The sequence below is a fragment of the Methanococcoides methylutens genome (assembly GCF_000765475.1).
In the GTDB taxonomy this organism is placed as follows: Archaea; Halobacteriota; Methanosarcinia; order Methanosarcinales; family Methanosarcinaceae; genus Methanococcoides; species Methanococcoides methylutens.
Genome location: NZ_JRHO01000014.1, coordinates 681,602 through 706,852 on the forward strand (window position 1 = coordinate 681,602; position 25,251 = coordinate 706,852).

Here is a 25,251-nt window from a genome sequence, read left to right on the forward strand (position 1 = left end):
TCTATCAGATTATCCAAGAACTGACCTTACAGGGTCAAGTATCTCATTGATGTACTTGCCGGCACCGTTCTTCAGGTCCATTGGATGAAGACTTCCGTCTGCAAATACTGTCTCAAGTTCTGCATAGCTCTTGCATACAAGGTCGCCGCCAAACTTCTCCGGCCTTTCGAAGACGATCTCATCGTAGCGAGGCATTATGTGATACTTGAATAGCTCAAGCATCGGATTATCTTCAATAACACCTGCAGGACAGAATGCTTTCTTAAGCTTTTTATTAATGGATGCTGCATCATCGTCCACTGAAATATAGTTCTCGTTGGATGATGACATCTTGGTACCGTCCAGTCCGAGAAGTATAGGAGTGTGGATGCAGAGCGGAGCTTTGAAGCCAAGGCCTGGAAGCCCTTCCCTTGCAAGCATGTGGATCTTCCTCTGGTCGATACCACCTACCGCGACATCCACTCCGAGAAGTGCGATATCGATAGCCTGCATGATAGGGTAGACCATCTGGGAAACCTTAGGATCTTCCATCTTTCTTCCAACCTCGTCCATGCTTCTCTTTGCCCGGTTCAGTGAAGTTGACTGGGTGAGCTTGAGCACATTAAGCATGTATTCAGGAGAGAGCTGGAAATCAGAGCCATATACAAAATTAGTCTTTTCCGGATCAAGTCCGAGTGCAAGGAAACATTCCTTGTTGTAGTCCGCGGTCTTGCGTACTTCTTCCATCGTACCTTTCTGGTTCAGGTATGCATGGACATCCGCAAGAAGGACAGTGATCTCAAATCCTGCTTTCTGAAGGTCCATTAACTTGTTCACAGTAAGAACGTGGCCCATGTGGATCTTCCCACTAGGTTCGTAGCCGGTATATGCTGAAGGGTTTTCCTTGGTCTCCAGCAATGTTGTAAGCTCCGCTTCTGTGACAATCTCCTGCACGTTTCTTTTTATAAGATCGATCTTTTCCATGAATTCACCTTCAATATCATAGTAGAATTAAACTGATCACTATGAATGATGGGACTTTAAAGTCAAGTCATCACCATATAGATTACGGTACATTAGTAACCAATATAGAGTACTGTACATCAGTTACCCATAATATATTTTTTCAAAAAATCGGTCCCATCATCGGATGAGAACATGGGAATATCCCAATCCTGGACCACTTTAGACCTTTTGCTCCGGGTCCTTTCATTTTTCACGGGGTCAAAGCCGGTCTTATGATACTCGGTCTTGTGTATTACAACACCCCTTTTTTGCCATGATGGAACCTTATCAAGGTTTATTCCACGCTGGAACAACATCTCATGTATATCCTGAGCCTTCTTACCCTTGATAGCAGCTGCAGCTTCCTTTTCGCTCAGGCCCTCCGAACGCAGCGTGTAATATCCATATGAACTTACACAGTTCCTCCAGGCCTCGTTCTGGCGCCAGACCAGATACTCAGGGACCTGACCTTTCTCGATGGGAACGATTCGGGAATCAAATGACACAGGCTCATCGAGACCCATCTTAATAGTAAAAGCACTGCTAAGGTAGCTGGCGACCACAGAATCAAGTTTCTCGACCCGGCCATCAAAGGGCAGGTCAAAGAAAAGAATGCTCGCCTCGTCAGAAAAAGTATATGCTAACGCTGCACTCATTCCGCTTTTTTTGAAGAAAAGTTCCAGAGAATCCGCCATGGCAGATGCAAACCTTTCATCATACGGCTTTTCGCAACCAAGCCGTGAAAGCGTATGTTTGAACGTCCTGCCATCAACGCGTATGATCACAGGAGCAATGCAGCGCAGATCTGAATAGATCTCCCGCTGTTTCATGAGAAGGATCAGTCTTCTTTTTCTTCCTCTTTTGCAGGTTTCTTGAACCTTTTAACGATATCGCGTATGAGGACAATGTCCCCGGTAGTTACAACCCACCTGTATGGAAGGATGACCCCCCTGGTCGCAACATCAAAGATATCACGGTTGATGTCTGAAAGAGCAAGGCCTGAAACAACCCTCTCATCCACATCAAAAACGAGATCGTTCACTTTTCCCACATACGTACCCTGATTCGTATACACATTTAATCCAAACAGTGATGTTATATCTGCGCGCATGATAGCCCCTGTTGTCTTGATCTATTAAAATTATAAATATGATTTACATGTTGATAATATATATAAAATGCGTATTGATGTGCCTTAAAGGCTTCTGAACATAATCAATAAATTGTCCCATAGCGCAGCGTACTAATGAATAACAAAATTGGAATGCTTTCAGTGAATCTAGTTTAATATAAATTAAATTGAATACTGAAAATATATAATAATTTCCGCTATTTATATATACAGTTGGAGTCTGTTCCAATATATGGTTAATGGGCTTGCAGATATTTGGATTTCCATAATCAAAAATAATTTCCAGATGCTTGGATTGAATGACTCAAAACCCAGAGGAATAATAATTCTTGGAATCTTTGTTGGTTTGAGCGCAGTACTCCAGTTATTTTGTGGCTTTGCCGGATATCCGTTATACATTCAGGGATATGCCTTGCAGTCGGGATTTGTATTCTATGTTTATTTCCTATATGCATTGATTTCTGTGAGTCTGGCATATGGTTTCCTTAAATTGAAAAAAGTCGTATTTTATCCTGCAATCTTTTGGTTTTTATGGGGTACAGCCAACGGAATATCCAATTACCTGGCCCTTGCAGATATTGAAATTATTGTAGATAGCGCCCTCAGCTTTGCATTTTTATCTTATGTTTATTCAAAAAAGAAGTATTTCGTGAATTAATTTTCAAAATTTATTTTCTATAACCATATAATTCAAAAAAGAAGAAATTACTATTCACAAGATATCGTCAATTGTTGCATTTACCCACAACTATTGATACCTTAACACCAAACACTTATGGGAAAACGAAAGTTCTACTCTTGGAAATGCACCATCATTAAATAGAAGTATAGCTGAAAAGTCCAGAGGGCAAAAGAACATGCTTACAAGCACCTACATACATATTCCCGGCATAGGGAAAACAATTGAAAAACGGATATGGGAGAGCGGGCACTGCCAGTGGGACGAATACCTGGAACACCAGGACTGCATTTCAATACCTGCAACGAGGAAAGAAAGGATCGAAAAAGGGATCATCGAATCCAAAGATCACCTTGCAATGAGAGATTTCGAATACTTCGCCAACTGCCTCCCGGGTGCAGAACACTGGAGAGCTTTTGAGCATTTCTCGGATTCTGTCGCTTATGTCGATATTGAGACCACAGGCCTCTCTGCTAATAGTTCCTGCATTACTGTTGTAGGGATCTACGACGGGAAAGATGCAAAAACGTATGTCAAAGGAATTGACCTTGATGACATCGTAGAAGAGCTGGAAAAATACGAGCTTCTGGTATCCTTCAACGGGGCACGCTTCGACCTGCCGTTCATCAAGCACGAATTCCCGGAAATTAATTTCAACCAGCTCCATGTGGACCTTATGTACCCTCTGCGTCGCATTGGGCTCACGGGAGGGCTTAAGGCCATCGAGAAAAAGCTGGGGATACAGCGAACTGATGATACGGTCGACATTACCGGGTTCGATGCAGTCCGGCTCTGGCACGAGTACGAGCGCGGAAATGAAGAATCGCTGGACCTTCTTCTTGAATACAACCGGGAAGATATCGTCAACCTGGAAACGATCATCAATAAAACATACACGCAGTTCAGCGAAAGGACATTCGAGAAGACCCTCGGAAAATGAGACAAAGCGTCGTTCTTTTCCTTCAATATACAGAGGATGACAGAATATAATGAAGCCGGATATATCCAATATCCCTGACCTGCCGGGCGTCTACCTGATGAAGGATAGCTCCGACAACATTATTTACATAGGAAAGGCAAAATCCCTGAAGAAGAGGGTCAGCCAATACTTCCAGTCCGGAAAGAACCATTCTTCAAAGACCAGGGCAATGGTCAGGAAGATCGAGGATATCGACTACATCGTAACGGATTCTGAGGTCGGGGCACTGATACTTGAGGCAAATCTTGTAAAGAAGAACAGGCCCCATTACAACATAGACCTGAAGGATGACAAACGATATCCTTACGTTAAGGTCACGGTCAACAAGAAGTTCCCGAGGATATTCATAACACGCAAGAGGCTCATGGACGGAGCCCTTTATTTCGGACCCTATACCAACGTCAAGCCTGTACGCCGTACACTTGACATGATATCGCAGGTATTCAGGATCAAAAGTTGCAACCGGAAGGTCGACGGGAAGAGAACACGGCCATGCCTTAACTATCACATTGATCGCTGCTATGCGCCATGCAACGGTTCCATTTCCGAAGAGGAATATCGTAAGAACGTCATGGAAGCTGTGAAGTTCTTCAAAGGTGACACCGCAGGAATCCTAAGTTCACTTAATGAAAAGATGCAGGAGCATGCAAAAGAACAGGAATTCGAAGCTGCTGCTGTGATACGTGACCAGATAGCAGCACTCAAAAGCCTGTCCGAACAGCAGACCGCCACAGCAGGGAACAATGACAGTGACCTCATAGCCACGGCAGCCGATGAGGAAACAATTTTCGTGCAGATCTTCTATATCCGTGACGGGAACATGGTAGGAAAGGCTGATTTTTCACTTTCATGGGGAGATGCAGCAGGAGATATCACCAAAATTGTCGCGGAGTTCATCAAGCAATATTACCAGGATGCACCGGTTCCTCCGGAGATCCTTGTGCAGCACCAGATACCTGAAAAAGAACTTATCACAAAATGGCTGTCTGAAAAAGCATCCAGAAGTGTCAGCATACAGGTGCCTGCAAGAGGAGATAAGAAAAAGTTGCTTGACATGGCTGCAAGGAATGCAATCATGACAATGGAACAATCGCATATAAAGAAAAGTGATAAGGAGACTGCACTACAGGCACTGGTACAGCTTCGTGATGAACTCTCACTCCCTACCCTGCCGGTACAAATAGAAGGCTTTGACATCTCCAACATATCAGGGACTGATGCCGTAGGATCACTCGTGGTTTTCAACAACGGAATGCCTGCAAAGGACAAGTACAGGCATTTCAATATCAAGACCGTAAAAGGCATCGATGACTTTGCCATGATGGCAGAAGTGGTCAAGCGCCGGTACAAAAAACAGAAAACTGAGGATAACAAAATGCCTGACCTGATACTCATCGACGGTGGCCCGGGACAGGTCGGCGCTGCAATGGGATCACTTAAGGAACTGGGACTTGACATTCCCCTGGTCGGTCTGGCAAAACGGTTCGAGCATATAATCGTCCCGAAGGAAGGACAGGACGAGGTTGTCATACTTCCACATACATCCGATGCGCTCAGGATGCTCATGCAGGTGAGGGATGAATCACATCGTTTTGCAGTCTCTTCACATCGAAGAAGACGTACTGCAAGGTTGTCCCATTCTGAACTGGATTCAATACCAGGAATTGGCTCATCCAGGAAGAAAGCCCTGCTGAACCATTTCGGGTCAATCGATAAGATAAGGCGCGCTTCTATAGAGGACCTTGCGGAAGTGGAAGGTATCAGCAAAGGGCTTGCTGGGAAGATCGCAGATCATTTCAAGAGCAATCAGGATTGAACATGGCCAGTCACCAAACCCGGGACCAATATAGCCTCAGACTGATTCCCGGATAGATAAAAAGAAGGACGGATGAAAAAGAGATAAACTGAAGTCAGGCTTTGAAGTTGAGATAGTATTTTATTGGCAAAGTATCTTAATATCGGGTATCTTAATGTTGAAACAGGATATCGCATAAAGAACGACAAAAGGTGATGGAAGTTAATTCTATAGACGAACAGATCGAGGATACAAAGAAGGAACTTGAGGAAATGCTTGCATATCCTGATGAGAAGCTGATCGACATCATCAAGGAAGTGGGATTTGAATGCGACATGTGTGCCAGGTGCTGTACCAAAGAGTTCAACGACCATGTGTTCCTGCTCGACAAGGATACAGAGTTCATTAAAAGCATTGATCCAAACCTTATCAAACCTGCACCTTATTATGAGTTCTGCGACCAGAACGGGCGATTCTATGTTTCAGGTTATGCACTAAGAACAAAGGAGGATGGAAGTTGTGTCATGCTTGAGAACAAAAGATGTACCATGTATGACAGAAGGCTCACCATCTGTCGGCTTTACCCTTACATGCTCCACAGGGAAACGGATGATGAAGGAAAGCTTGACTGGAGACAGATATCCGGACTTAACGAGCATGGGTGCTACCACTCAGAAATATCGGGCAGTGAAGCTGAAAAAATAGCTGCAGACACAAAGGCTTATGAGGAAGCATACCTTCGCCAGCAGATAAGGTTCCTCGGGAAGGTCAGGGATCACTTCAAAAAGAACGGGCTTCGCCACGTAAAATCGATCTATGACAGAAAGATGCGTTCTTTTGGCAAAGGCGAAGAGATCGAAGTTTACGTATATTACAAGGACGAACTCGAACTTTCACGAGTATCCGTTGATGACTGAATAATTTCATTTATCCCAGTTGCCATTGAGCTTGCCGTCCCTTGCCATTCTTCCCAGTACCTTATGAACCGGGTCACTGATAGGCGACGGAACTATGTTCTCATAAGGAGTGGATGGCAGCGGGGTCAGGTAATGTGCCCTTACTTTTCCACCTTTGCGGCATATCCATTTGATCTGTTCAAGTGTTCTTTGCTGGTCCTCTTCACACTCATCCGGAAAACCAAAGATGAAATCCACGATCGGGGTTATTTCATGCTCAAAGCACCGTTCAATTGCAATCGTAACATCATCGGAAGTATGACCGCGGAGCATTTCTTTCAATATCCTGTCACTACCGGATTGTGCACCCATGCTGATCGTTCTGTTGGTGCAGTACCGGTCAATAAGGTCCAGACCTTCGTGAGTTGTGAATTCCGGTCGGATCTCTGAGGGAAAGGTACCGAAATATATATTTTTGTCTTCCATTGAATGTAGCTGCGACAAAAGTTTCTCAACCTTATCAAAACGTGGATGTACCCCATCGCCCCCATAAGCAAAAGCATTCGATGAAGTAAAACGCAGGTCACTGTAGTGTTTAGCGAACTTCAATATGGAATCAATGCTCCTGTGCCTCATCCGGTTGCCAAATAAACGGGGCGTCTGGCAGTATTTACATTTCCAGGGGCATCCCCTGCTGATCTCGAGAGGAGCACGTATGCCTTCCGGATCAAAGCATGGGTAGGCATCAAGATCCACAGGTCCACGTTTTTCAGTATACACCACATTACCGTTCTTTCGATATGCAATCCCCTTTACATCAGAAGGATTGTTTCCGCTGAGAAGTGCATTTACAAGTTCCGGAAGAGCTTCCTCCCCTTCCCCGACAACGACATAGTCGAAATGTTCAAGAGTATCCTCCACAGAACCGGATGGATGAGGACCTCCTGCAATGTAAATGGAATCGGTGGAAGAATCGTCGACCTCTGTGAAGATATCTTCTTTCTGTTTTGTGGCAAAGCTGTATATCATGATGCCATCATGAGGTTGTTTCACAACCATGTTCCCGGGAACAAGAGGCATAAGTGAAGCAAGGCTGTAAGTGTTCTTCTGCATCCACCTAAAACAAATATCCATACATCTCACCTCAATTCATGACCAGAGTTAACGGTACCAATGTGAAACACAGGATCCCCAGTATAAAAGTGAGAATTCCAAGTGCCAACCTTTTGTTGTCAAGTATTATTTCATCATTTAAGGGTTTTGGATGACCGGCCAGAGCAAAGAGTAAAAGGAAGAATGACCAGAACAACCAGATACCTCCATTTTGCTCAAGAACAAAGATCACATACAATGCAAGAGCGCCCAATAACATCGGCATCATGAGGGATACTTTCCGGGCACGCTCACCCAACATGGCTCGCATGATATGACCACCATCAAGCTGGCCGGATGGCAGGAGGTTAAGAACGGTCACCAGCATGCCCACCCATCCCGCAAATGCAACCGGATGCATCATTTCGGAAGTACTGCCCATGATCCGGGTGATGCCATCGAACAGCAGCGGTGTCTGGATATCGATCATGATGGCCCCGGGATCAGCAGGAAGCTCCACCGGTGGCAGTGAAAGGCCTATGAAGGTCACGATCACAGATGCTACAATGCCTACAAGCGGACCTGCAACTGCTACATCGAACAATGCCCTGCGATTAGGGATGATACCTCTGTGCTTTATAACGGCACCCATGGTTCCGATAAAAGTGGGAAAAGGAATAAAATAAGGAAGTGAGGTCCGCATACCATGCATCTTTGCAGCCATGTAGTGCCCCATCTCATGGGATCCCAATACGAACATTATTGCGAGGGTAAAAGGCAGGCCTTTTATGAAACCTGAAGGCTCATTGAATATATCCACACCGAACATCGCTGCACCGGCAAACATGGTTGTGAATACAGTAGCTATTGCCAGCACCACATTGATCCAGATGCGTTCGGGAACTTCATGAATAGGAGATGCGATCAGCACATCCTCACCAAGCTCGGACACCAGAGCAAAGCGATATCCTTTTGCTCCAAACTTGCCCCATAAGCTATTGGTAATGGTTTGCTTATCCGTGGTTGGAACGCCATAGAAGTATATGTCCCCATCAACATATCCAACTTCATATACCTTAAAAAAAGGATGGACATCACCATAGAGGTTCATGACCAAAGCTTCTATTTGCTGATCGTCCAGATGTCCGGAATTAGAGTCGTTCTTTGCCATTATGTCACACTAATGATCTCATTTTTCAGGGATCTCGATATATCCGTTGCTGCTGTCGACCTTTACATGATCCCCATCAGAAAGAACCTCGTAAGGGTCCTCTTCAAGTCTGTCAACCAGAGGGATGTCCGAAATAATGGCACCAACTGCCACTATGGGCTCGGAATCGATGTTGATCATGCCTGCCGGAGCAACATTGTTCTTTTTCAGCTGGTAGATAACATAGGAACCGACAGTAGAACCTTTTCCATGAGGGAACACCAGGATCTTATCCTTGATGCACTGCCCGTAAATGGCATGAGAAGGGTCAACAACCACGCCGTTCTTTGGATCCACATTGCCTAAAAATGAGAGTGCATCGGTTGATAGGAGGACTTCACCTTCTGCAACACCCCTTGCGATAGTACGACATTTGATCTTAATTGTCACCACCTACCTTTTTGATACATTCTTCAAGACTGCCGATCTTTGCGGCAACCTTGCACATTCCAGGAACATATGCAAGCGCTTTTCCTGAGTTTACCATCATACAGTTATGACCTTCCGTAGCAGGAGACACGACCATACATGTGTCACAGAGCACTTTTGCCCCACTCTGCTCGATCTGCTTAACAAGTTCAGCGTTCTTCTCGGCAACTTCCCTTGAAGTACATACCCACAGTTCCTTTTCAATTCCTTTTCCTTCCAGAAGCCGGGCAATATTCTCCAGCTCATCTGCTGAACAATGCGGACAGCCAACTGCCGCAATATCGCACTCCAGATCATCAGTACCTCCGATGACTTCTTCGTAGACCTCATCTATCTGGCTGCGTTCGATAACGATCCTATCTTCGGGGTTTGCAAAACTTACCTTTTGTGCTTCAGGAGTTATGTCCTCAACGTGATACAATGCGACTGCTCCGGATGCTGCCATTGCTGCACCCAGTGCTTTGAGGTTGTCAGATGACGGAGTAGAGGCCATGTAGAAAATAGGGACCCTGTTACCTACATCCTTTCCTGCAAGATAGCCCAGTGCACCGTAATCAGATCCCAATAGTTCACATTCCACGGTCACGGAAACTGTAGGAACACGATTCTCATCAAGATGATAGCCATAGTTCGCAGTCTTGCCCACAAGTGCCGCTGAAAGTGCGGAAGGACCGCCTTCACGGTTTGTGCGTGCTCCTATCACTGAATTTGCATAGGAAACAGCAGATGATTCACTCCATGCCAGATGATCACCATAAGTAGCTGAAAAACCCTCAAGATAATATGGGGTGCATGTGCACATAGAACGGATACCAAGGCTCTCGTATGCCTTGATGACCTCTACCTGCTTCTCGGCAAAATCCGGTTCAATGCCCATATCCTTCCAGCGCTGCATGTCCATGCCCGCCGGATTCAGGATGGAAGGAACTTTCACTTTGCCATTTAGGTCAGAGATCCATTCAAGTCCTGCATCCCCTATGGTCTTATAGGAAACTCCTGCTATCTGTGCGCTCTTGACAGGGATCAAACTGTCCGCACCATAGATATCACCAAGTGCGACGAGGATCTCCATTGCTTTCTGCAGGGTTTCCCCATCCTCACCGTTAAGGGTTCTCTCTTCTTCTTTTGTAAGATGCATGTTATTTTCCGCTTAGTTTAAGATTTATTCCGGCATCTTGGCACGTTCAAAGTTCTCTTTTTCTGCAAGCACTTTAGTGGCATCGATACCGACCTTGGTGGTCGTACCGTCAGGTGCACCTCTCGGATCAAGTGAACTGCCGCGAACGTTCGGGATGATCATCATATCAGTATCCCCTTTCACGCGTGTCGCAATGGCAAATTCCACATCCTGCATATCGAAGATGTCAATGTCCTCGTCCACAATTACAACATGCTTGAGACTTGTGTGCGCTGCAAATGCCGCCATAATAGCATTTTTGGCATCACCTTCGGTCTGCTTCTCGATCTGCACAACAGCATGCAGGTAACAGCAGCCACCTTCGGTGAGCACGACGTTCTTTACAGTAGTTACTTCTGAAACAGCATTGTAGATCTTTGGCTCGTAAGGCACGCCCATCATGAGAAGGTGTTCCGGGCCTGCAGGCAGGATGCCGTGATAGATAGGGTCACGCCTGTGCATGATCTTTGTTATGTGGATCACCGGTTCCTTGCGCACAAGGTCGTATGTTCCTGTAATGTCCACGAAAGGACCTTCATCCACCCTTTCCACAGGGTCGACGTAGCCTTCGAGTATTATCTCTGCATGTGGCACTTTAACGCCGTTCTCACATTCGAACAGTTCCACAGGAGCACCGCGAAGAGCTGCTGCATATTCGAATTCCTTTCCGGCAGGCACACGGGTGGTGGATGCAAAAGTGATGACAGGATCTGCACCAAGTACTATTGCCACTGGCAGCGGTTCGTTGTTCTCGCATGCCTTCTTATGCAGGACAAAGCTATGACGCGGTGGAACAAGGCGTGCAGCCAGTTTGTCCTTTCCGACGACCATAAGCCTGTGGATAGATGCATTCATCATCCCGTCGTACTCAGAAACAACAACACCTGCAGTGATGTAAGGTCCGCCGTCCTTTTCAAAATGTGTCATAAGAGGCAGTTTTGTAAGGTCAACCTCATCAGTTATGACCTCCTGCGTCGGGGATGAGTCGACGATCTTAACTTCCCCATCCGGACGAACTTCAGAAAGCCTCTGGATGATACCATCCTTTGGCACACCGAACATGTCAGCAAGCTCGTCCCTTGAACCAAGAAGGTTCATGATCGATTTCTGCCCGTCAATGTCATGAAAAAGTATCGGCCCATTGCTCTTCTTTGCAAGTCTTGGTGCTTCGAAGACCTTCGAAACAGGATCTGTGACCTCAACAAGCCTGTCGCTTGCCCTTAGATGATCGATAAAATCTCTGAAACTCATTGTATCGATATAGTAAAAAGGGTCTCTCGATAAATACATTGTCGTCTTTTTACGCCCAGGTCTTTATAAGTGCATAAAAAAGGAAATTGCCTTCAAAAAAGGAGTTGCTCCCATCGGTGATGAAAATGGTTTTGGAAATCAGAACTAAAGGAAGTCTGATGGGAGCAGTTGGAAGACAACACATAGAACTACACATAGAAATGCATTATAGTATAAATAGTAATGTTTTTGACTAACTTATGTTAGTTAAATAGATAATTTATTATTCGTAGAGTTATAGACCTTCGAACAGAATCACCATTTTCAACCTATTAATTAGTGACAGATATTTTTTGATTTGAAAAATATGTAAAACTTATAATTTGAAAAGGAAGTGCTCCCATCGATGAGGAATTGATCAGAAATCAATGAAACTAAGTCTGATGGGAGCGGTTGTAACGAAGAACATAGAGAGATTCATAGCATAAATACTAATGGGTTTAAATAAGAGCTATTATTTAAAGGGATAAACCAATCTGCAAAGAATAAAGGACATTCCATCAATCCAGGTCAAGAGATTCATTGATCCTATGTAACGCTTCTGCCACCAGCATTTGCACATCGGTCATATGCTCGTCGGACACTTCCCCATTCTCGGTCTCGATCAGTTTTTGGAGATCTGCCACGATCTTATGGATGGTCAGGATCATTTCCTCTTTGCTGATAAGTCCGGCATAATAGGCATAGAAGAAAGTTGTTCCACTACGCTGGACCTTATGCTTGAAAGCAGCATGGGCATTAGAGACTTCCTGTCTAGTGTACGGTTCATCTACGAACGGAACCAGATCCGGCAGGTTCTGACCGATCCAGGTCATTTCGGAACGGTTTGAGAGATTCTTGAAGTCTGCGCATAAACGGGCAATAATCCATTCACGTGCAGTAAGATGAGTTGTCTGTTTCAGGAAGCGTGTCACGTCCGAGTAACTCTTGTTTTCCAGTTTTGTGAATTTCTCATATTTGTTCATTTCATTCCCTCAAGGACCAATGACATAAATGTATTGCAACCAGATAAATACTTTCTTATGGTGGTTTATCTTTACCACAAAATAGAGGATAAATGACTGCTTATAGAATCATTTGCAAATATTTGCAGTGATCTATTTGAATACAATTACTTAAGACCGAATACCAGTACTCTTAAAAAAGCAAGCCTGCTTTTTGCTAGAGGCCATATTTGCCCGATAAAATGCATTGATGTAGCTTTTGTTCACTTACGCCTTTATGCGCTTATATTCTGTAGTCCTGAAAGATATTTTCAGACGGAAGAACAAACTTGCAATAGCCATACTGGGTGTAATCGTTGCCACATCTGCTATTGTAGCTGTTGTTACGACATTTTCCGCCGCAACTGACAGCCTTTATGAGGAATCAGCCAACTTTGGTGCAAATATCATAGTAAGACCTCAAACCGAATCAATCCCCCTGATAGCCGGATCAACATCCATGGGATCGATATCAACTGGTGAGAACTATATTGAACAATCCGAGATTTCCAGAATATACGATATCGAGAACAATGCCAATCTTGCCGTGGTGGCACCGCGACTTTATGGCGTTGCGGAATCAGGAGAAGGAAACATCATTGTGATGGGAGTGGATCTGGAGCAAGAGAAGATACTCAAATCATGGTGGAACATAAACGGAGAATGGCTTTCTGACCCCGAAGGTATGCAAGTTCTACTGGGAAAGGATATCGCAACTCCGCTTGGACTTACTACCGGATCGACACTCGCGCTTGAAAAAAATGGCATTGTCATGGACCTTGAAGTAAAAGGCATTATTGAGAGCACAGGCGGGGAAGAAGATGGCTACATTGTGATGCCATTTTTGCTTTCGCAAAAACTTTTTGACAAGGAGGGCAAAGTCAGCAGTATCGAGATCCGTGCCCTATGCAATGATTGTCCTGTTTCGGAAATGAGCCGGCAGATAGAAGAAATAATGCCGGGAGTGGAGGCAAGGGCGATGAGCCAGATCGTACAAAGCGAGATGGCTATGATCGAACATACCCGGACTTCCGCAATGGCTGTTTCATTTATAACGCTGCTTGTAAGCACACTTACTGTCGCTTCGACCATGCTTGCATCCGTAAACGAGAAGATCAGGGAGATAGGGATCATGCGTGCCATTGGGGCAAGTGACCGCCAGGTCATAACAATGCTTTTCATTGAAGGAGCAGTGATCGGGATGATCGGGGGCGGTATTGGTTTTATTTCCGGAACTCTGCTATCCTACTCAATTGCCCCGTTATTGAGTTTTGCGGAACCATCCCCTATGTGGGAGCTGCTTCCCCTGGTTACAGGAATATCTGTAGCTGTAGGACTTGTTGCATCCATCCTACCTGCAAAACGTGCACTGAAAATAGATCCTGCAGAGGTGTTGAGAAGTGTCTGACGGAAGTATTCAGGTAAAGGGGCTCAAAAAGAGCTATAGGATCGGTTCCAGTGATGTCGAAGTATTGCACAATATTGACATGGAAATCAAGAGTGGAGAATTTGTGTCTGTAATGGGACAATCCGGATCAGGAAAAACCACACTTATGAACCTTATAGGCATGCTTGACAGGCCTACCGGTGGCAGCATACTGATCGATGGAGTGGATGTTACCGGCAAATCTCAGAAAGAACTGGTAGATCACAGACGAAAGACGGTTGGTTTTGTTTTTCAGCAATTCCACCTGATCCAGTCCCTTACAGCATACGAGAACGTTGCATTGCCCCTTGTTTTTGCAGGAGAGAAGGAACAAAGCAGGATCAAAGAAGCTCTTGAGAGAGTGAACCTTTCTCACAGGCATGACCATAAGCCATCCGAGCTTAGCGGCGGAGAACAACAAAGAGTTGCAATAGCCAGGGCACTGGTAATGGGACCGAAGATACTCCTTGCTGACGAACCTACGGGGGCACTGGATAAAGAAACAGGAGAGATGATCATTTCGCTTCTAAGATCCCTGAGAAGTGAAATGACAGTCGTTATGATAACACATAATCATGATCTTGCTGCAATGTCAGGCAGGATCATCAACTTACAGGACGGAAAAATAAAGGAGTGATGTGAATGAATTCTAAATTAGCAGGATTTATAATATTAGTTACAGTTGCATTTGTATTTGGCGCCGGGTGTCTTGATAATGATGCACAGACAACAGCATCGGCCATTCCCGTTACTGCGACATGGATAGAACCACAGGTGATCGATAATACGGTTACGATCCCTGTTCAGACCATCGACGAGAACATAAATACGCACTTCAAAGTGACAACAACAGCCGGAGAGATAGCGGTAATGACATACATGCTTGGAGACGACATCATTGTCCGATCTAATGTTTGCCCTCCCTGCGGATCAATTGGTTTTAGCCTTGACAGGGACATTCTTGTTTGTTATGCCTGCCGGACGACCTTTGATGCGGAAACAGGGCAAGGGATACAGGGAGCTTGTGTTGATTATCCAAAAGAGAGCATACCTTACACAGTTTCAGATGGAAATGTCGTTATGGAAATGGACGATATTGTAATCGCTCACACAAATACGGTACAGAGAGGATGAAACATTCATTCTCTTTACACTTTTTTGATTGATTATGATGCGGATCCCGATAGAATTGCCCTTTAACGGAACCCCGGGAACAAAATAGCATGGAACAAAATCCAATAACTTAAATACGTTTAATGCTAACCCAAAATTGTATGAAACTATTACTACCCACGGACGGTTCCACATACTCAAGGAACGCAGCAAAAGTTGCGGGCAGGATCGCAACGAAACATAATGCAGAGATAGTAATAGTCCATGTGGTAGAAGATAAAGGGCTTGGAAGGAAGACCTGGCGTGAAACCGGTGCAGAACAAGTGATCAGTTCCATAAAAGAGGAGCTGGTCTCGATGGGATGTGAAGCATCAAAGCTCCATGCAGAGATCGTGGATGGGAATGCACCGGAAAAGATAGTGAAAACTGCACGTCTGCATAGCGTTGACAGGATAATCATCGGGACACGGGGGCAGACCGGCATCAAGAAGATAATGGGATCTGTCACACAGAAAGTCCTTCAGATGTCCGATATCCTTGTTCTTGTAGTACCACCTGATTACAAGATGTAAAGTTCTAAAACAGGAGTAATTGTGAAATAACCCTAATTTAAAACAATTATTTAAAGCAGTTCTTTAAAGATCAGAACTTTAACTGATTTTCATGGCATCACGTACTTACCTATCACTTTTTTACCGGCAAGAACATCATCCAGAGAGAATACTTCCAGATTGAATATTCCATTATAATTTTTGAGCCCTTCGAGGACAGAATAATCAATATTTCCACATCCAGGTGCCATGTGCTCATCGCCATCGTAATTGGAAGTCCAGAAGCCGTAGTTGTCATGCAGGTGAACATGCACCACGTGTTCCGAGATGGTCCTCACAAAATCAGCCAGTTTTTCAGGATCACCGCCGCAGGTCAGATTTGCGTGCCCTACGTCAAATGTCACACCAAGGTTTGGAGAATCCACAGCATCTACCACCTTTAACAGTTCTTCTGCCTCACAGCAAAGATTTCCAGGATCGGTCGCTTCCTTGTTCTCAAGTCCGAGCATTACGTTGTTCTCTGATGCAAATGCGGCAAGCTGCCTGAGATTGGAGATCATCCTGCCCAGTGATCTATCCCTGTCATCACCGACCCTTCCGGGATGAAGTACCACAGCTTTTGTGCCAAGCCTTCCTGCAAGTCCTATACATTCCTCCATCAAAGAGAAGTGTGCTTTTTCCATTGAAGCAGTATCCACAACGAGTTCCTTAGGATAAGTGGGGACATCCGCAAAGTAGTGCGCATGCATGGATGTCTGCAGGTCGCATGTTGAAAGCTCATCCAGGACCTTGTCCAGTCTGTCCTTTTGGAGTGCAGAGCCTTCATAGACACCAAGTTTTGGCATATAAAGCTCAACTGACTGCACATGATCATCCAGTTCCCTTAGCTCACCTGCAAAAGAAGACGCACCTATCATCATATTAACTAGGACTAAAATAGATTTTAATAACCATTTTGGTCCGGGACGAACAAACCAAAATCCTTATCTAAAGTCACCCGATAAGAAAGTTCCAATGAAGCTGTATGTACCACACATCGGTCATTTTGAAGGACTTGAGGAGCTTTTAGCGGGTTCTGATAACATATACGCAGTATACATGGCGGGATCCCCCGAATATGTCGGGACCGGCAGGACGAACCTTAGTACCCCAAAACTCGACGAGATAGCACAGCAGACCGAGTACGCACATTCAAAAGGCGTCAAAATGGAGATAGTGCTGAACAGTTCCTGTATGGGCGGACAGCACCTTACCCCTGAAGGTTACCGCGCCATAGACTGGTATTTCGACAAACTGAACAGCATCGGGATAGATTCCATAACAGTTGCCGACCCATACCTTGTGGAAATGCTGGCAAAGGATTATGACATGGATGTAGTGGTCTCAGTACTTTCATTCGTGGACACGCCACAAAAGGCAGAGTTCTATGAGCAGTTAGGAGCCACGACCATTGTAGTGGACCCTGCGGTGAACAGGCATTTCGACAAGCTGGAAGCTATAAAGGATACAGTCTCATGCAAGCTTAAGCTGCTCGTCAACGAAGCATGCCTTTACCAGTGCCCTTTCAGGTACGCTCACTTCAATTTCTTTTCACATGCCAACGGACCGGGGCCTAAGCCGAACGTCCTTGACGATTATTATTACTACAAGTGCCTTTCCCTGAGGATAAAGGACCCACAGCAGATCATCAAGTCACCATGGATCAGGCCTGAGGACCTGAAAGAATACAAACATATCACTGATACCTTCAAGATCGGAGGGCGCACTCATTTCGTTAACTGGATCCTCAATAATGTGGAAGCCTACGCAAATGAAAGATATGATGGTAACCTAATGGACCTGCTGGACAGCATAAAGGATCTCAAAGACACATTTTATATACCAAACAGGGAACTGGATGGTGCCATCGAGCAATGGAAAAAATGTGATAAGGTATGCCACAAATGCGGCTATTGCAAGCGACTTGCTGAAAAGGTCATACACACATATTCCGGAAGTGGAGAAGATATCCGGAAAATTCCACTGGGATCAATAGGAGATAGAATATGAGCATGACACAAGAATTGCTGAAAGCGCGCACATCTCTGGAAAACAACCTGCGGGAACTTTTAGGGGTTCCGGTGTTCCTGATAGAGATGGATGCTTTCGCACTCCCCTGCGGATGCGGAGGGGTCACGATCAACACAAGGGGACTTCAACTGGATGACCTGGAAGTTTTCGAGGAGCACATACTTAAGTACCTTACGGATACGGCAACCTCACTCGATATTGAACCGTCTTTTCTTTTTGCACGCCTGATACCAGGTACAGCAGAGATCGCTTCGATCAATGCACGTGTACTTTGCAACAGCTGCTACATGGACTTTGGAAGAGGAAGTGGGAAGCAGCCAAGACCAGATATTTACATAATGAGATTTGACAGAAGGAAATAAGACAATCCTTCCTGTCAGCAACGCCTTTTTTCAGGAAAGTTCCGAAAGGTTTATGAAGGATTTCAGATAATCCCCACCATCTTACGTTAGTCTATGCCATAATTATAGACATGGCTGAATTATCGAAGGACGTGCAGTATTTCGCACTTATACATATCGATTTAGAACTAGGAAGGAGGATAAATAAATGGAACCACTCATGGGCATGGGTGTTTTAGCACTTATGGGTGCTGCCGCAACTATTGCTGGCACAACTGAGGATCTTGAATCTGATGTCGGATCTCAGAGTAACCCAAACTCACAAGTGCAATTAGCACCCCAGATGATGTACCCACACAGGATCTATAATAAGGCAATTTCCGGTGAACCACCATCGAATGCATTGATCTGCGCTATTGGCGGAACCGTGGCATCTGTATTGATGACCGCTGGTCTGTCCGTGGTCTTTGCTATCGCTGTTGGTGCGCTTATTGCCACAGCAGTACATGGAACATATTCTATTACGTCTTACATGGGACGTACTGCAAGTCAGAAGCGTTTCAGACAACCAATATATCTTGATATTATCCGATCACACACGCCGGTGATCATGGGATATGCATTCATTACAACATTCTGTATCCTTGTTGTATCATACATTATGGTAGCTGTTCTCGGACACCCATTCCCACTTGCACTCATTGCATTCATTTGGGGAATCACCGTCGGAGCTATCGGATCATCAACTGGTGATGTTCACTATGGTGCAGAACGTGAATTCCAGAACGTCGAGTTCGGATCAGGTCTTAATGCTGCAAACTCCGGTAACATTGTAAGGAAAGGAGAAGCAGGACTTCGTAACGGTATCGACAATTCATGGTTCTGTGCAAAGTTCGGAGGACCAGTCACTGGTCTCGCATTCGGTATGACCGTTTTCTTAAGCGGTTGGATCACAGTTGTTTTTGACCCTGCAATGAGCCTCACAATGGGATGGCTTTCAGTTGTAGCAGGAGCAGTTCTTGTATTACTTATGATCATCTGGAACAGAAGGATCGAAGTAGCAGCACGTGAGGCATACGGACCTTACAAGGAAGACGAGGAGGTCGCTGCATGATAGATATAGCAGGAATTCTCGCAGAGAATATAGCATACATAGTAATGGTCACCCTTGGTGGCATGTTAATTTCATGGAGTGTTCACTTCGTACCTGTAGGTGGAGCACCTGCAGCTATGGCACAGGCAACTGGTATTGGTACCGGTACTGTCCAGCTGGCAGCAGGAGCAGGTCTTACCGGACTTGTCACCGCAGGAGCAGTTATGAACGTCAGTGACAGTGTTGCACTGGTAGTCGCATCAGGAGCAGTCGGTGCAATGATCATGATCGCTGTAACAATGATCGTCGGTACATGGGTATACGTTTATGGAGTTGGTGTACCACCAGCATCCGCAAAGGTAGACTACGACCCGATCACAAAGGACAGGCAGGACCTCTATGTATCCCAGGGTACAGAGGGACACGGACTTCCAACCGTTTCATACGTAAGTGGTGTTATCGGTGGAGCTCTTGGTGGTATTGGCGGAGCTATGATCTACTACGCACTTATGAGCACAAGCACAACCCTGAGCCAGAGTGACCTTGTAGCACTCGCAAGTATATTCGCAGTGGGTATCTTCTTCGTTAATGCGGTTATCCCTTCATACAACATTGGAGGAACCATCGAAGGATTCCACGACCCTAAGTTCAAGAAATGGCCAAAGGCAGTAGTCGCATCCTTTGTAGCAACATTGATGTGCGCATTTGTCGGTGTAATGGCAATCGGAGGTCTCTAAGATGTCAGCAGGAGGAGCTGGTGGAGAAGCCACCGGAGGCATTCCACAGAACACATTGATCGCTGTTGGAGCACTTGGCGGACTCATTGCCGCATACGCAGGACACTTCCTTGTACAGGCTGCAGGGCCAGCATTCGCATTTATTGGCGCTCTTGGAGCGATCTGTGCGATCGTTTGGGGCGGTGCAGCAGTAAGACGTGTAGCAAGCTATGGTCTTGGTACCGGTGTACCATCCATTGGTATGATGGCACTTGGTATGGGAGTTGTCGCATCTATGTTCGGACTTGCCGTTGGTGGCATTGCCGGACCTATCGTCGCATTCATAACAGCATCCATTATTGGACTCGTTATTGGTGCACTCGCTAACAGAGTACTTGGAATGGGCATTCCTATTATGGAACAGTCCATGACAGAGATCGCTGGAGCAGGCGCACTTACCATCATTGGACTCAGTGTCGCAATGACAGGTACTTTCATGTTCGATGCTGTACTGGAAACCGTTGTAGCAACAGGATACATCGCTGTGATCTTCATCGCAGGCGGTATGGCGATTCTTCACCCATTCAATGCAAACCTTGGTCCTGATGAACAGCAGGACAGGACACTCACAACAGGTGTTGAGAAAGGTGCAATCGCAATGATCGTTGCAGGTATCGTCGCAACTGTATCAACCGATGCATCAGCTATACCAACTATCGTGATCGGTATTGCTCTGTGGTATGTTGCATTCAGGAAATACGTTGAACTCGTTAACAGGGACGCATACAAGGTACTTGGAACAGGTCTCCTGCCATCCGAGGAGGAATTAGAATGAGCATGGTACACATAGCACCAGAAGCACATCTTGTATTGGACCCACTTACATCAGTCCTTGCAGAAGAGCGTGAAGACATCATCTGTTACTCAATGGACCCAGTCATGGAACAGATCGATGAACTTGACAAGATCGCTGATGATCTGATCAATTCACTCTCACCTGACAGGAAGCTATTGAACTCATACCCAGGAAGGGAACAGACAGCACTCAAAGCCGGTTTCTACGGTAACACTTTCTATGGTGTTGTTGTCGGTCTGATCTTCTCAGGTATGGTCGCATTGGCTATTTACATACTAAGTCTGATCGGAGGATTCTAATATGGCAGATAAAAGAGAACCAGCAGATGGCTGGCCAACCCTTAAAGGTGAATATGAGATAGGGGACGTTAAGAACTGCGTCGCAGTCATCACCTGTGGATCACACCTGCCAGGTGCACCTCAATTAGAAGCAGGAGCTGCTATCACAGGTCCATGTAAAACAGAGAACCTTGGTCTGGAAAAAGTCGTTGCACAGATCATCTCAAACCCTAACATCAGATTCCTCATTGTAACAGGTTCTGAAGTAAAGGGACACATTACTGGTGAAGCATTCATGATGATCCACAAGAACGGTGTCAGTGACAACCGTATTGTTGGAGCAACAGGTGCAATTCCTTACGTTGAAAACCTGAGCGATGAAGCGGTCGAAAGGTTCCAGCAACAGGTAGAGCCTATCGAAATGATCGGTACCGAAGATATGGGACAGATCGTTGCAAAGATCAAGGAATGTGTAGCAAAAGACCCTGGTGCCTTTGATGCTGAACCTATGCTCATCGAAGTCGGCGAAGCTGGCGGCGAAGAGGAAGAAGAAGCTGGCGGACTTAAGCCAATGGCAGCTGAGATCGCAACCATCAGGAACAGGATCCTTGACATTGACAGGGAAATGGTCATTGCCGGTAACTGGAACAAGTACCACGCAGGTGTACACGCGGGTAAGGTCGAAGGTATCATGATCGGTCTTGCAATTACGCTGTCACTACTTGGCCTATTGTTATTCGGGAGGTAATTGACATGGCAGAAGAAATAGAAGGACAAGGAGTCCCAATGGTCATCAGCCCACAGATGGGCGCCATTGAAAGCGTTGTCGAAAGAATTCGATACAGGGCTCAGCTTATCGCAAGGAACCAGAAGCTCGACTCCGGAGTTAATGCTACAGCTGCAACCGGTTTCATTGTCGGATTCGCATTTGCAGTGCTGATGGTACTGATACTCCCATTAATCATCTGGCAAGTAGGTGGTGTAATATGAGCGATGGAAAAAGCGCAACAGCAAGTGTCGTAACAGACCCTGCAGATTTCAACGAGGTTCTTGAGAAGCTCAATGAGATCGATGAAAAGATCGAATTCGTAAACAGTGAGATCGCACAGAGGATCGGAAAGAAAGTAGGAAGAGATATAGGAATTATATACGGAGCAGTCGCTGGTATATTGATGTTCCTCATCTACATTTCAATATCCCCGATACTCATCTGATAAGAGGTAATAACATGTTTAAATTTGACAAGAAACAGGAAGTATTCGAGGTTGGAGGCGTCAAGTTCGGCGGTCAGCCTGGCCAGTACCCAACAGTTCTGATCGGTTCAATGTTCTACAACAGACACAACATCGTGACCGACGAAGATGAGGGAGTTTTCAACAAGGAAGCAGCAGACAATCTCTGGAACCACATGCTTGAGATGACCGACGTAACAGGTAACCCATGCGTTAACCAGATCGTCGGTGAAACACCACAGGCAATCAAGAAGTACATCGACTGGTTCGTTGCAGAGGATGACAAGACACCATTCCTTATCGACTCTTCAGCAGGTGAAGTACGTGCAGCAGCAGCTGAGTACGTAACAGAGATCGGTGTAGCTGACAGGGCTATCTACAACTCCATCAACGGTAGTATCCACGACGATGAGATCGAGGCTATCAGAAAGAGTGACATCGATGCTTCAATCGTCCTTGCATTCAACGCAACAGACCCAACCGTCAAAGGAAAACTCGAAGTCCTTGAGTCCGGTGGTCCAGGCCAGAGCATGGGTATGCTCGACATCGCAAAAGACTGTGGAATCACAAAGCCACTCGTCGATGTAGCTGCAACTCCTCTCGGAGCAGGTGCAGGTGCATCCATGAGAGCAGTCGTCGCTGTAAAGGGACACTTCGGTCTCCCTGTCGGTGGTGGATACCACAACCTTGCATCCGCATGGGACTGGATGAAAGACTACAAGAAGCAGTTCGAGACAAAGGAACAGCGCAAGGCAGTTTACATGCCATCAGATATCGGAACAAACCTTGTCCCACAGACACTTGGTTCAAACTTCCAACTGTTTGGTCCTATCGAGAACACTGACACAGTCTACCCAGCAACCGCAATGGTAGACATCATCCTTGCTGAGACCGCAAAAGAGCTCGGTCTTGAGATCATGGATGAGAACCACCCAATCAACAAACTGGTTTAAACAAACCAGTTTCTTTTTTTCTCTTTTTTTATTAACTGATATTTCAACTCCCCAATCTCGATCTTGCGATCATTACCAGGATCATAAGAGTCGTGAAACTCCAAGGAATATCCAGACAATAAAAGACTCCTTTGTAAAAATAACATTGGATATGAATATTTATTTACACTGTCGCAATTAGTTACACAGCATGAATTCAAATAATTTCCTAAGTCGAATTATAGTCCTCATAATCGTTCTTGCAATTATAATGTTGCTACTTGGCCTATTGTTATTTGGGAGATAACTGACATGGCAAAAGAATAGAATCCAAATAGGAACTCAATGGCCAACACCCCTCTGCATCCTGATATAATTAAAGCTCCAAAAGCGATTTATAAAAAAATAAGATGTGCCATTCACAAAAATAATTACACATCGCGATATTTACTTATACAGTTGAACTTAATTACAACTTATGAATCGAAATAAATTACTAATTATCATCTTTGCCACCATATTCATTGCAGGCATGATAGCACTGGCACCAAATGCCATCAAAAATGAGGATACACAGACCATATCTCACACATCGGTCGTAGCAAAGACCCATCCATCTGAACTTTTGTTCGAACTTGCATCAGCAAACCCGATGACCGGCAGTACAGAGGTCACAGTCTATAACCAGGACCTTGCACTTGTCAAGGAAAAGAGGGACATCTCTCTCAAGAACGGATACAACCATGTGCAATACAGCGATGTAGCATCCAGGATCGATCCAACCTCAGTGATATTTGAAGCTCCGGATGAACCGGGAATATTCGTGGTAGAGCAGAACTATGAGTATGACCTTGTCAGCAACAGTAAACTCCTTGACAAATATATCGACCGGGAGATATCAGTCACCGACCCCGAGGGAAATGAATACCAGGGAACTTTACTAAGCCACGGGGACGGCATGATACTCAAAACCAGAAATGGAGTTGTTACCCTGTCAGAGGTCGCAAAGATAGAGTATCCCGACATTGCAGGACTGCTGACCAAACCCACACTGGTATGGCAGGTATATTCCCCTGTTTCCGGAAATCGTGACATATTGACATCCTACCTGACCGATGGAATAAGCTGGAAAGCGAACTATATCATAAAAAGCAATCCGGATGACAGTATGGTTGACATTGACGGCTGGGTAACCATCGACAATCAAGCAGGGACAAACTTCAATGATGCAAAGCTCAAGCTTATTGCAGGAGATATTAACAGGGAATCAAATGATGTTCCAGCGTTCAGCGGATTTTATTACGATGTAGCAGCAATGGAAGTCCCAATAGATCAGTTCGAAGAGGAGTCCTTTTTCGAGTACCATATGTATACTCTGGACCGTCCCACTAATCTGAACGACAACGAAATAAAACAGATATCACTGCTTTCTGCAAACAATGTTCCGGTCACCAAAGAATACCTGTATGACGGCTTGCAGGAAGATAAGGTAAAAGTCACCCTTGTAATGAACAATTCTGAAGCCAGTGGTCTTGGAATACCACTGCCAAAGGGTGTTGCCAGGGTTTACAAAGCAGATTCAGAGAACCAACTCCAGTTCCTTGGGGAAGATTCCATCGACCACACACCTGCTGATGAAAAAGTCAGTGTCTCGGTAGGATATGCCTTTGACATCATCGGCGAAAGGAAAAGAAGCGAGTACAAGAAGATATCAGACCGCATGTACCGTGTAAGCAACATCATAGAGTTGCGCAACCACAAAGCAGAATCTGCTACCATCACAGTGGTAGAACATCTGAGTGGAGACTGGGAAATGATATCCAATTCACATCCTTACACAAAGATAGATTCGAACACCATTGAATTCCAGTTGACAGTACCGGCGGACAGCAGTGCGACCATCACATACACAGAAGAGTATAGTTACTGAAAAATGTTGAAAAGAAAGGGCGGCCTTTTTGAGCCATCCATTTTCTTTTCTTTTCTTTTCCTTAAAG

General features: G+C 45.3%; 29 protein-coding genes. 19 read left to right on the forward strand and 10 right to left on the reverse strand.

Features of this window, described 5'->3' with window-relative positions; genetic code table 11:
• Positions 1 to 9 precede the first annotated feature (9 nt).
• From LI82_RS10540 to LI82_RS10550, 3 genes are all read right to left on the reverse strand, one after another.
• Positions 10 to 963, reverse strand: a complete 954-nt coding sequence (locus LI82_RS10540; protein WP_048195591.1) for a tyrosine--tRNA ligase — start codon at positions 961 to 963, stop codon at positions 10 to 12.
• A 119-nt stretch (positions 964 to 1,082) separates the two neighbouring features.
• A complete protein-coding gene (locus tag LI82_RS10545; RefSeq protein ID WP_048195593.1) occupies positions 1,083 to 1,814 on the reverse strand; it encodes a tRNA(His) guanylyltransferase Thg1 family protein in 732 nt (243 codons plus the stop codon).
• 8 nt (positions 1,815 to 1,822) lie between these two features.
• Positions 1,823 to 2,095 (reverse strand): PRC-barrel domain-containing protein, encoded by a 273-nt coding sequence (locus tag LI82_RS10550; RefSeq protein ID WP_048195595.1) that lies wholly within the window; start codon positions 2,093 to 2,095, stop codon positions 1,823 to 1,825.
• A 253-nt stretch (positions 2,096 to 2,348) separates the two neighbouring features.
• Between LI82_RS10550 and LI82_RS10555 the strand changes: the two genes are divergently transcribed.
• The 4 genes from LI82_RS10555 to LI82_RS10570 all read left to right on the forward strand — a co-directional run bounded on the left by LI82_RS10555 (position 2,349) and on the right by LI82_RS10570 (position 6,486).
• Positions 2,349 to 2,774: a hypothetical protein gene (locus LI82_RS10555; RefSeq protein WP_048195596.1), complete on the forward strand. Its 426-nt coding sequence runs from the start codon at positions 2,349 to 2,351 to the stop codon at positions 2,772 to 2,774.
• Positions 2,775 to 2,973: 199 nt separating this feature from the next.
• Entirely contained in the window at positions 2,974 to 3,735 is a 762-nt protein-coding gene (locus tag LI82_RS10560; RefSeq protein ID WP_048195597.1) for a ribonuclease H-like domain-containing protein, read from the forward strand.
• Between the two features lie 49 nt (positions 3,736 to 3,784).
• Positions 3,785 to 5,590, forward strand: a complete 1,806-nt coding sequence (gene uvrC / locus LI82_RS10565; RefSeq protein ID WP_048195598.1) for an excinuclease ABC subunit UvrC — start codon at positions 3,785 to 3,787, stop codon at positions 5,588 to 5,590.
• Positions 5,591 to 5,784: 194 nt separating this feature from the next.
• Positions 5,785 to 6,486, forward strand: coding sequence for a YkgJ family cysteine cluster protein (locus LI82_RS10570; protein ID WP_048195599.1), 702 nt, complete (start codon positions 5,785 to 5,787; stop codon positions 6,484 to 6,486).
• Positions 6,487 to 6,492: 6 nt separating this feature from the next.
• Here the strand turns inward: LI82_RS10570 and LI82_RS10575 are convergent, their stop codons facing one another.
• From LI82_RS10575 to LI82_RS10600, 6 genes are all read right to left on the reverse strand, one after another.
• The gene (locus LI82_RS10575; RefSeq protein WP_048195601.1) at positions 6,493 to 7,599 is read right to left on the reverse strand and encodes a TIGR04013 family B12-binding domain/radical SAM domain-containing protein; all 1,107 of its coding nucleotides are present in this window, start codon (positions 7,597 to 7,599) and stop codon (positions 6,493 to 6,495) included.
• Between the two features lie 10 nt (positions 7,600 to 7,609).
• Positions 7,610 to 8,728, reverse strand: a complete 1,119-nt coding sequence (locus tag LI82_RS10580) for a site-2 protease family protein (RefSeq protein WP_048195603.1) — start codon at positions 8,726 to 8,728, stop codon at positions 7,610 to 7,612.
• Positions 8,729 to 8,746: 18 nt separating this feature from the next.
• Entirely contained in the window at positions 8,747 to 9,160 is a 414-nt protein-coding gene (locus LI82_RS10585; RefSeq protein ID WP_048195605.1) for a DUF126 domain-containing protein, read from the reverse strand.
• On the reverse strand, positions 9,147 to 10,334 hold the full coding sequence (locus tag LI82_RS10590) for an aconitase X (RefSeq protein WP_048195606.1): 1,188 nt from the start codon (positions 10,332 to 10,334) through the stop codon (positions 9,147 to 9,149). The genes LI82_RS10585 and LI82_RS10590 overlap by 14 nt, the downstream gene beginning before the upstream one ends.
• Before the next feature lie 24 nt (positions 10,335 to 10,358).
• Positions 10,359 to 11,624, reverse strand: coding sequence for a UbiD family decarboxylase (locus LI82_RS10595; RefSeq protein WP_048195608.1), 1,266 nt, complete (start codon positions 11,622 to 11,624; stop codon positions 10,359 to 10,361).
• A 539-nt stretch (positions 11,625 to 12,163) separates the two neighbouring features.
• Positions 12,164 to 12,628, reverse strand: coding sequence for a DUF5806 family protein (locus tag LI82_RS10600; RefSeq protein WP_048195610.1), 465 nt, complete (start codon positions 12,626 to 12,628; stop codon positions 12,164 to 12,166).
• A 256-nt stretch (positions 12,629 to 12,884) separates the two neighbouring features.
• Here LI82_RS10600 and LI82_RS10605 point away from each other — a divergent pair, with 256 nt between their 5' ends.
• The 4 genes from LI82_RS10605 (at position 12,885) to LI82_RS10620 (ending at position 15,757) form a co-directional block, all read left to right on the forward strand.
• Positions 12,885 to 14,054 (forward strand): ABC transporter permease, encoded by a 1,170-nt coding sequence (locus LI82_RS10605; RefSeq protein ID WP_048195612.1) that lies wholly within the window; start codon positions 12,885 to 12,887, stop codon positions 14,052 to 14,054.
• A complete protein-coding gene (locus tag LI82_RS10610) occupies positions 14,047 to 14,709 on the forward strand; it encodes an ABC transporter ATP-binding protein (RefSeq protein WP_048195613.1) in 663 nt (220 codons plus the stop codon). Before LI82_RS10605 ends, LI82_RS10610 begins: the two co-directional genes overlap by 8 nt.
• 5 nt (positions 14,710 to 14,714) lie before the next feature.
• The gene (locus LI82_RS10615) at positions 14,715 to 15,206 is read left to right on the forward strand and encodes a Fe-S-containing protein (protein ID WP_048195615.1); all 492 of its coding nucleotides are present in this window, start codon (positions 14,715 to 14,717) and stop codon (positions 15,204 to 15,206) included.
• Positions 15,207 to 15,346: 140 nt separating this feature from the next.
• On the forward strand, positions 15,347 to 15,757 hold the full coding sequence (locus LI82_RS10620; RefSeq protein ID WP_048195617.1) for a universal stress protein: 411 nt from the start codon (positions 15,347 to 15,349) through the stop codon (positions 15,755 to 15,757).
• An 89-nt stretch (positions 15,758 to 15,846) separates the two neighbouring features.
• Here LI82_RS10620 and LI82_RS10625 read toward each other — a convergent pair whose 3' ends face one another.
• Positions 15,847 to 16,656 (reverse strand): sugar phosphate isomerase/epimerase family protein, encoded by an 810-nt coding sequence (locus LI82_RS10625; protein WP_048195619.1) that lies wholly within the window; start codon positions 16,654 to 16,656, stop codon positions 15,847 to 15,849.
• A 94-nt stretch (positions 16,657 to 16,750) separates the two neighbouring features.
• Between LI82_RS10625 and LI82_RS10630 the strand changes: the two genes are divergently transcribed.
• The 11 genes from LI82_RS10630 to LI82_RS10680 all read left to right on the forward strand — a co-directional run bounded on the left by LI82_RS10630 (position 16,751) and on the right by LI82_RS10680 (position 25,184).
• A complete protein-coding gene (locus LI82_RS10630; RefSeq protein ID WP_048195621.1) occupies positions 16,751 to 17,785 on the forward strand; it encodes a peptidase U32 family protein in 1,035 nt (344 codons plus the stop codon).
• On the forward strand, positions 17,782 to 18,168 hold the full coding sequence (locus LI82_RS10635) for a DUF5402 family protein (RefSeq protein ID WP_048195623.1): 387 nt from the start codon (positions 17,782 to 17,784) through the stop codon (positions 18,166 to 18,168). Before LI82_RS10630 ends, LI82_RS10635 begins: the two co-directional genes overlap by 4 nt.
• Positions 18,169 to 18,355: 187 nt before the next feature.
• Entirely contained in the window at positions 18,356 to 19,261 is a 906-nt protein-coding gene (mtrE, locus tag LI82_RS10640) for a tetrahydromethanopterin S-methyltransferase subunit E (RefSeq protein ID WP_048195625.1), read from the forward strand.
• Complete coding sequence (mtrD, locus tag LI82_RS10645; RefSeq protein WP_048195627.1) at positions 19,258 to 19,977, forward strand: tetrahydromethanopterin S-methyltransferase subunit D; 720 nt, start codon at positions 19,258 to 19,260, stop codon at positions 19,975 to 19,977. Before mtrE ends, mtrD begins: the two co-directional genes overlap by 4 nt.
• A gap of 1 nt (position 19,978) precedes the next feature.
• Positions 19,979 to 20,791 carry a tetrahydromethanopterin S-methyltransferase subunit MtrC gene (gene mtrC, locus LI82_RS10650; protein ID WP_048195629.1) on the forward strand — a complete coding sequence of 271 codons (813 nt, stop codon included), beginning with the start codon at positions 19,979 to 19,981 and terminating at the stop codon, positions 20,789 to 20,791.
• Positions 20,788 to 21,111 carry a tetrahydromethanopterin S-methyltransferase subunit B gene (locus LI82_RS10655; RefSeq protein ID WP_048195631.1) on the forward strand — a complete coding sequence of 108 codons (324 nt, stop codon included), beginning with the start codon at positions 20,788 to 20,790 and terminating at the stop codon, positions 21,109 to 21,111. The genes mtrC and LI82_RS10655 overlap by 4 nt, the downstream gene beginning before the upstream one ends.
• A gap of 1 nt (position 21,112) precedes the next feature.
• Positions 21,113 to 21,838, forward strand: coding sequence for a tetrahydromethanopterin S-methyltransferase subunit A (mtrA, locus tag LI82_RS10660; RefSeq protein ID WP_048195633.1), 726 nt, complete (start codon positions 21,113 to 21,115; stop codon positions 21,836 to 21,838).
• Positions 21,839 to 21,843: 5 nt separating this feature from the next.
• On the forward strand, positions 21,844 to 22,080 hold the full coding sequence (locus LI82_RS10665; RefSeq protein WP_048195635.1) for a tetrahydromethanopterin S-methyltransferase subunit F: 237 nt from the start codon (positions 21,844 to 21,846) through the stop codon (positions 22,078 to 22,080).
• Positions 22,077 to 22,304, forward strand: a complete 228-nt coding sequence (gene mtrG / locus LI82_RS10670) for a tetrahydromethanopterin S-methyltransferase subunit MtrG (RefSeq protein WP_048195637.1) — start codon at positions 22,077 to 22,079, stop codon at positions 22,302 to 22,304. Before LI82_RS10665 ends, mtrG begins: the two co-directional genes overlap by 4 nt.
• A gap of 14 nt (positions 22,305 to 22,318) precedes the next feature.
• On the forward strand, positions 22,319 to 23,275 hold the full coding sequence (gene mtrH, locus LI82_RS10675) for a tetrahydromethanopterin S-methyltransferase subunit H (protein WP_048195639.1): 957 nt from the start codon (positions 22,319 to 22,321) through the stop codon (positions 23,273 to 23,275).
• Between the two features lie 457 nt (positions 23,276 to 23,732).
• The gene (locus tag LI82_RS10680) at positions 23,733 to 25,184 is read left to right on the forward strand and encodes a DUF4139 domain-containing protein (protein ID WP_052402899.1); all 1,452 of its coding nucleotides are present in this window, start codon (positions 23,733 to 23,735) and stop codon (positions 25,182 to 25,184) included.
• Positions 25,185 to 25,251: the final 67 nt, after the last annotated feature.

Excerpts from the sequence above, each read along its gene's own strand:
- LI82_RS10540 (WP_048195591.1), bottom strand. The coding sequence starts at position 963 with ATGGAAAAGATCGATCTTATAAAAAGAAACGTGCAGGAGATTGTCACA.
- LI82_RS10545 (WP_048195593.1), bottom strand. The coding sequence starts at position 1,814 with ATGAAACAGCGGGAGATCTATTCAGATCTGCGCTGCATTGCTCCTGTG.
- LI82_RS10550 (WP_048195595.1), bottom strand. The coding sequence starts at position 2,095 with ATGCGCGCAGATATAACATCACTGTTTGGATTAAATGTGTATACGAAT.
- LI82_RS10555 (WP_048195596.1), top strand. The coding sequence starts at position 2,349 with ATGGTTAATGGGCTTGCAGATATTTGGATTTCCATAATCAAAAATAAT.
- LI82_RS10560 (WP_048195597.1), top strand. The coding sequence starts at position 2,974 with ATGCTTACAAGCACCTACATACATATTCCCGGCATAGGGAAAACAATT.
- uvrC (WP_048195598.1), top strand. The coding sequence starts at position 3,785 with ATGAAGCCGGATATATCCAATATCCCTGACCTGCCGGGCGTCTACCTG.
- LI82_RS10570 (WP_048195599.1), top strand. The coding sequence starts at position 5,785 with ATGGAAGTTAATTCTATAGACGAACAGATCGAGGATACAAAGAAGGAA.
- LI82_RS10575 (WP_048195601.1), bottom strand. The coding sequence starts at position 7,599 with ATGGATATTTGTTTTAGGTGGATGCAGAAGAACACTTACAGCCTTGCT.
- LI82_RS10580 (WP_048195603.1), bottom strand. The coding sequence starts at position 8,728 with ATGGCAAAGAACGACTCTAATTCCGGACATCTGGACGATCAGCAAATA.
- LI82_RS10590 (WP_048195606.1), bottom strand. The coding sequence starts at position 10,334 with ATGCATCTTACAAAAGAAGAAGAGAGAACCCTTAACGGTGAGGATGGG.
- LI82_RS10595 (WP_048195608.1), bottom strand. The coding sequence starts at position 11,624 with ATGAGTTTCAGAGATTTTATCGATCATCTAAGGGCAAGCGACAGGCTT.
- LI82_RS10600 (WP_048195610.1), bottom strand. The coding sequence starts at position 12,628 with ATGAACAAATATGAGAAATTCACAAAACTGGAAAACAAGAGTTACTCG.
- LI82_RS10605 (WP_048195612.1), top strand. The coding sequence starts at position 12,885 with ATGCGCTTATATTCTGTAGTCCTGAAAGATATTTTCAGACGGAAGAAC.
- LI82_RS10615 (WP_048195615.1), top strand. The coding sequence starts at position 14,715 with ATGAATTCTAAATTAGCAGGATTTATAATATTAGTTACAGTTGCATTT.
- LI82_RS10620 (WP_048195617.1), top strand. The coding sequence starts at position 15,347 with ATGAAACTATTACTACCCACGGACGGTTCCACATACTCAAGGAACGCA.
- LI82_RS10625 (WP_048195619.1), bottom strand. The coding sequence starts at position 16,656 with ATGATGATAGGTGCGTCTTCTTTTGCAGGTGAGCTAAGGGAACTGGAT.
- LI82_RS10630 (WP_048195621.1), top strand. The coding sequence starts at position 16,751 with ATGAAGCTGTATGTACCACACATCGGTCATTTTGAAGGACTTGAGGAG.
- LI82_RS10635 (WP_048195623.1), top strand. The coding sequence starts at position 17,782 with ATGAGCATGACACAAGAATTGCTGAAAGCGCGCACATCTCTGGAAAAC.
- mtrE (WP_048195625.1), top strand. The coding sequence starts at position 18,356 with ATGGAACCACTCATGGGCATGGGTGTTTTAGCACTTATGGGTGCTGCC.
- mtrD (WP_048195627.1), top strand. The coding sequence starts at position 19,258 with ATGATAGATATAGCAGGAATTCTCGCAGAGAATATAGCATACATAGTA.
- mtrC (WP_048195629.1), top strand. The coding sequence starts at position 19,979 with ATGTCAGCAGGAGGAGCTGGTGGAGAAGCCACCGGAGGCATTCCACAG.
- LI82_RS10655 (WP_048195631.1), top strand. The coding sequence starts at position 20,788 with ATGAGCATGGTACACATAGCACCAGAAGCACATCTTGTATTGGACCCA.
- mtrA (WP_048195633.1), top strand. The coding sequence starts at position 21,113 with ATGGCAGATAAAAGAGAACCAGCAGATGGCTGGCCAACCCTTAAAGGT.
- LI82_RS10665 (WP_048195635.1), top strand. The coding sequence starts at position 21,844 with ATGGCAGAAGAAATAGAAGGACAAGGAGTCCCAATGGTCATCAGCCCA.
- mtrG (WP_048195637.1), top strand. The coding sequence starts at position 22,077 with ATGAGCGATGGAAAAAGCGCAACAGCAAGTGTCGTAACAGACCCTGCA.
- mtrH (WP_048195639.1), top strand. The coding sequence starts at position 22,319 with ATGTTTAAATTTGACAAGAAACAGGAAGTATTCGAGGTTGGAGGCGTC.
- LI82_RS10680 (WP_052402899.1), top strand. The coding sequence starts at position 23,733 with ATGAATCGAAATAAATTACTAATTATCATCTTTGCCACCATATTCATT.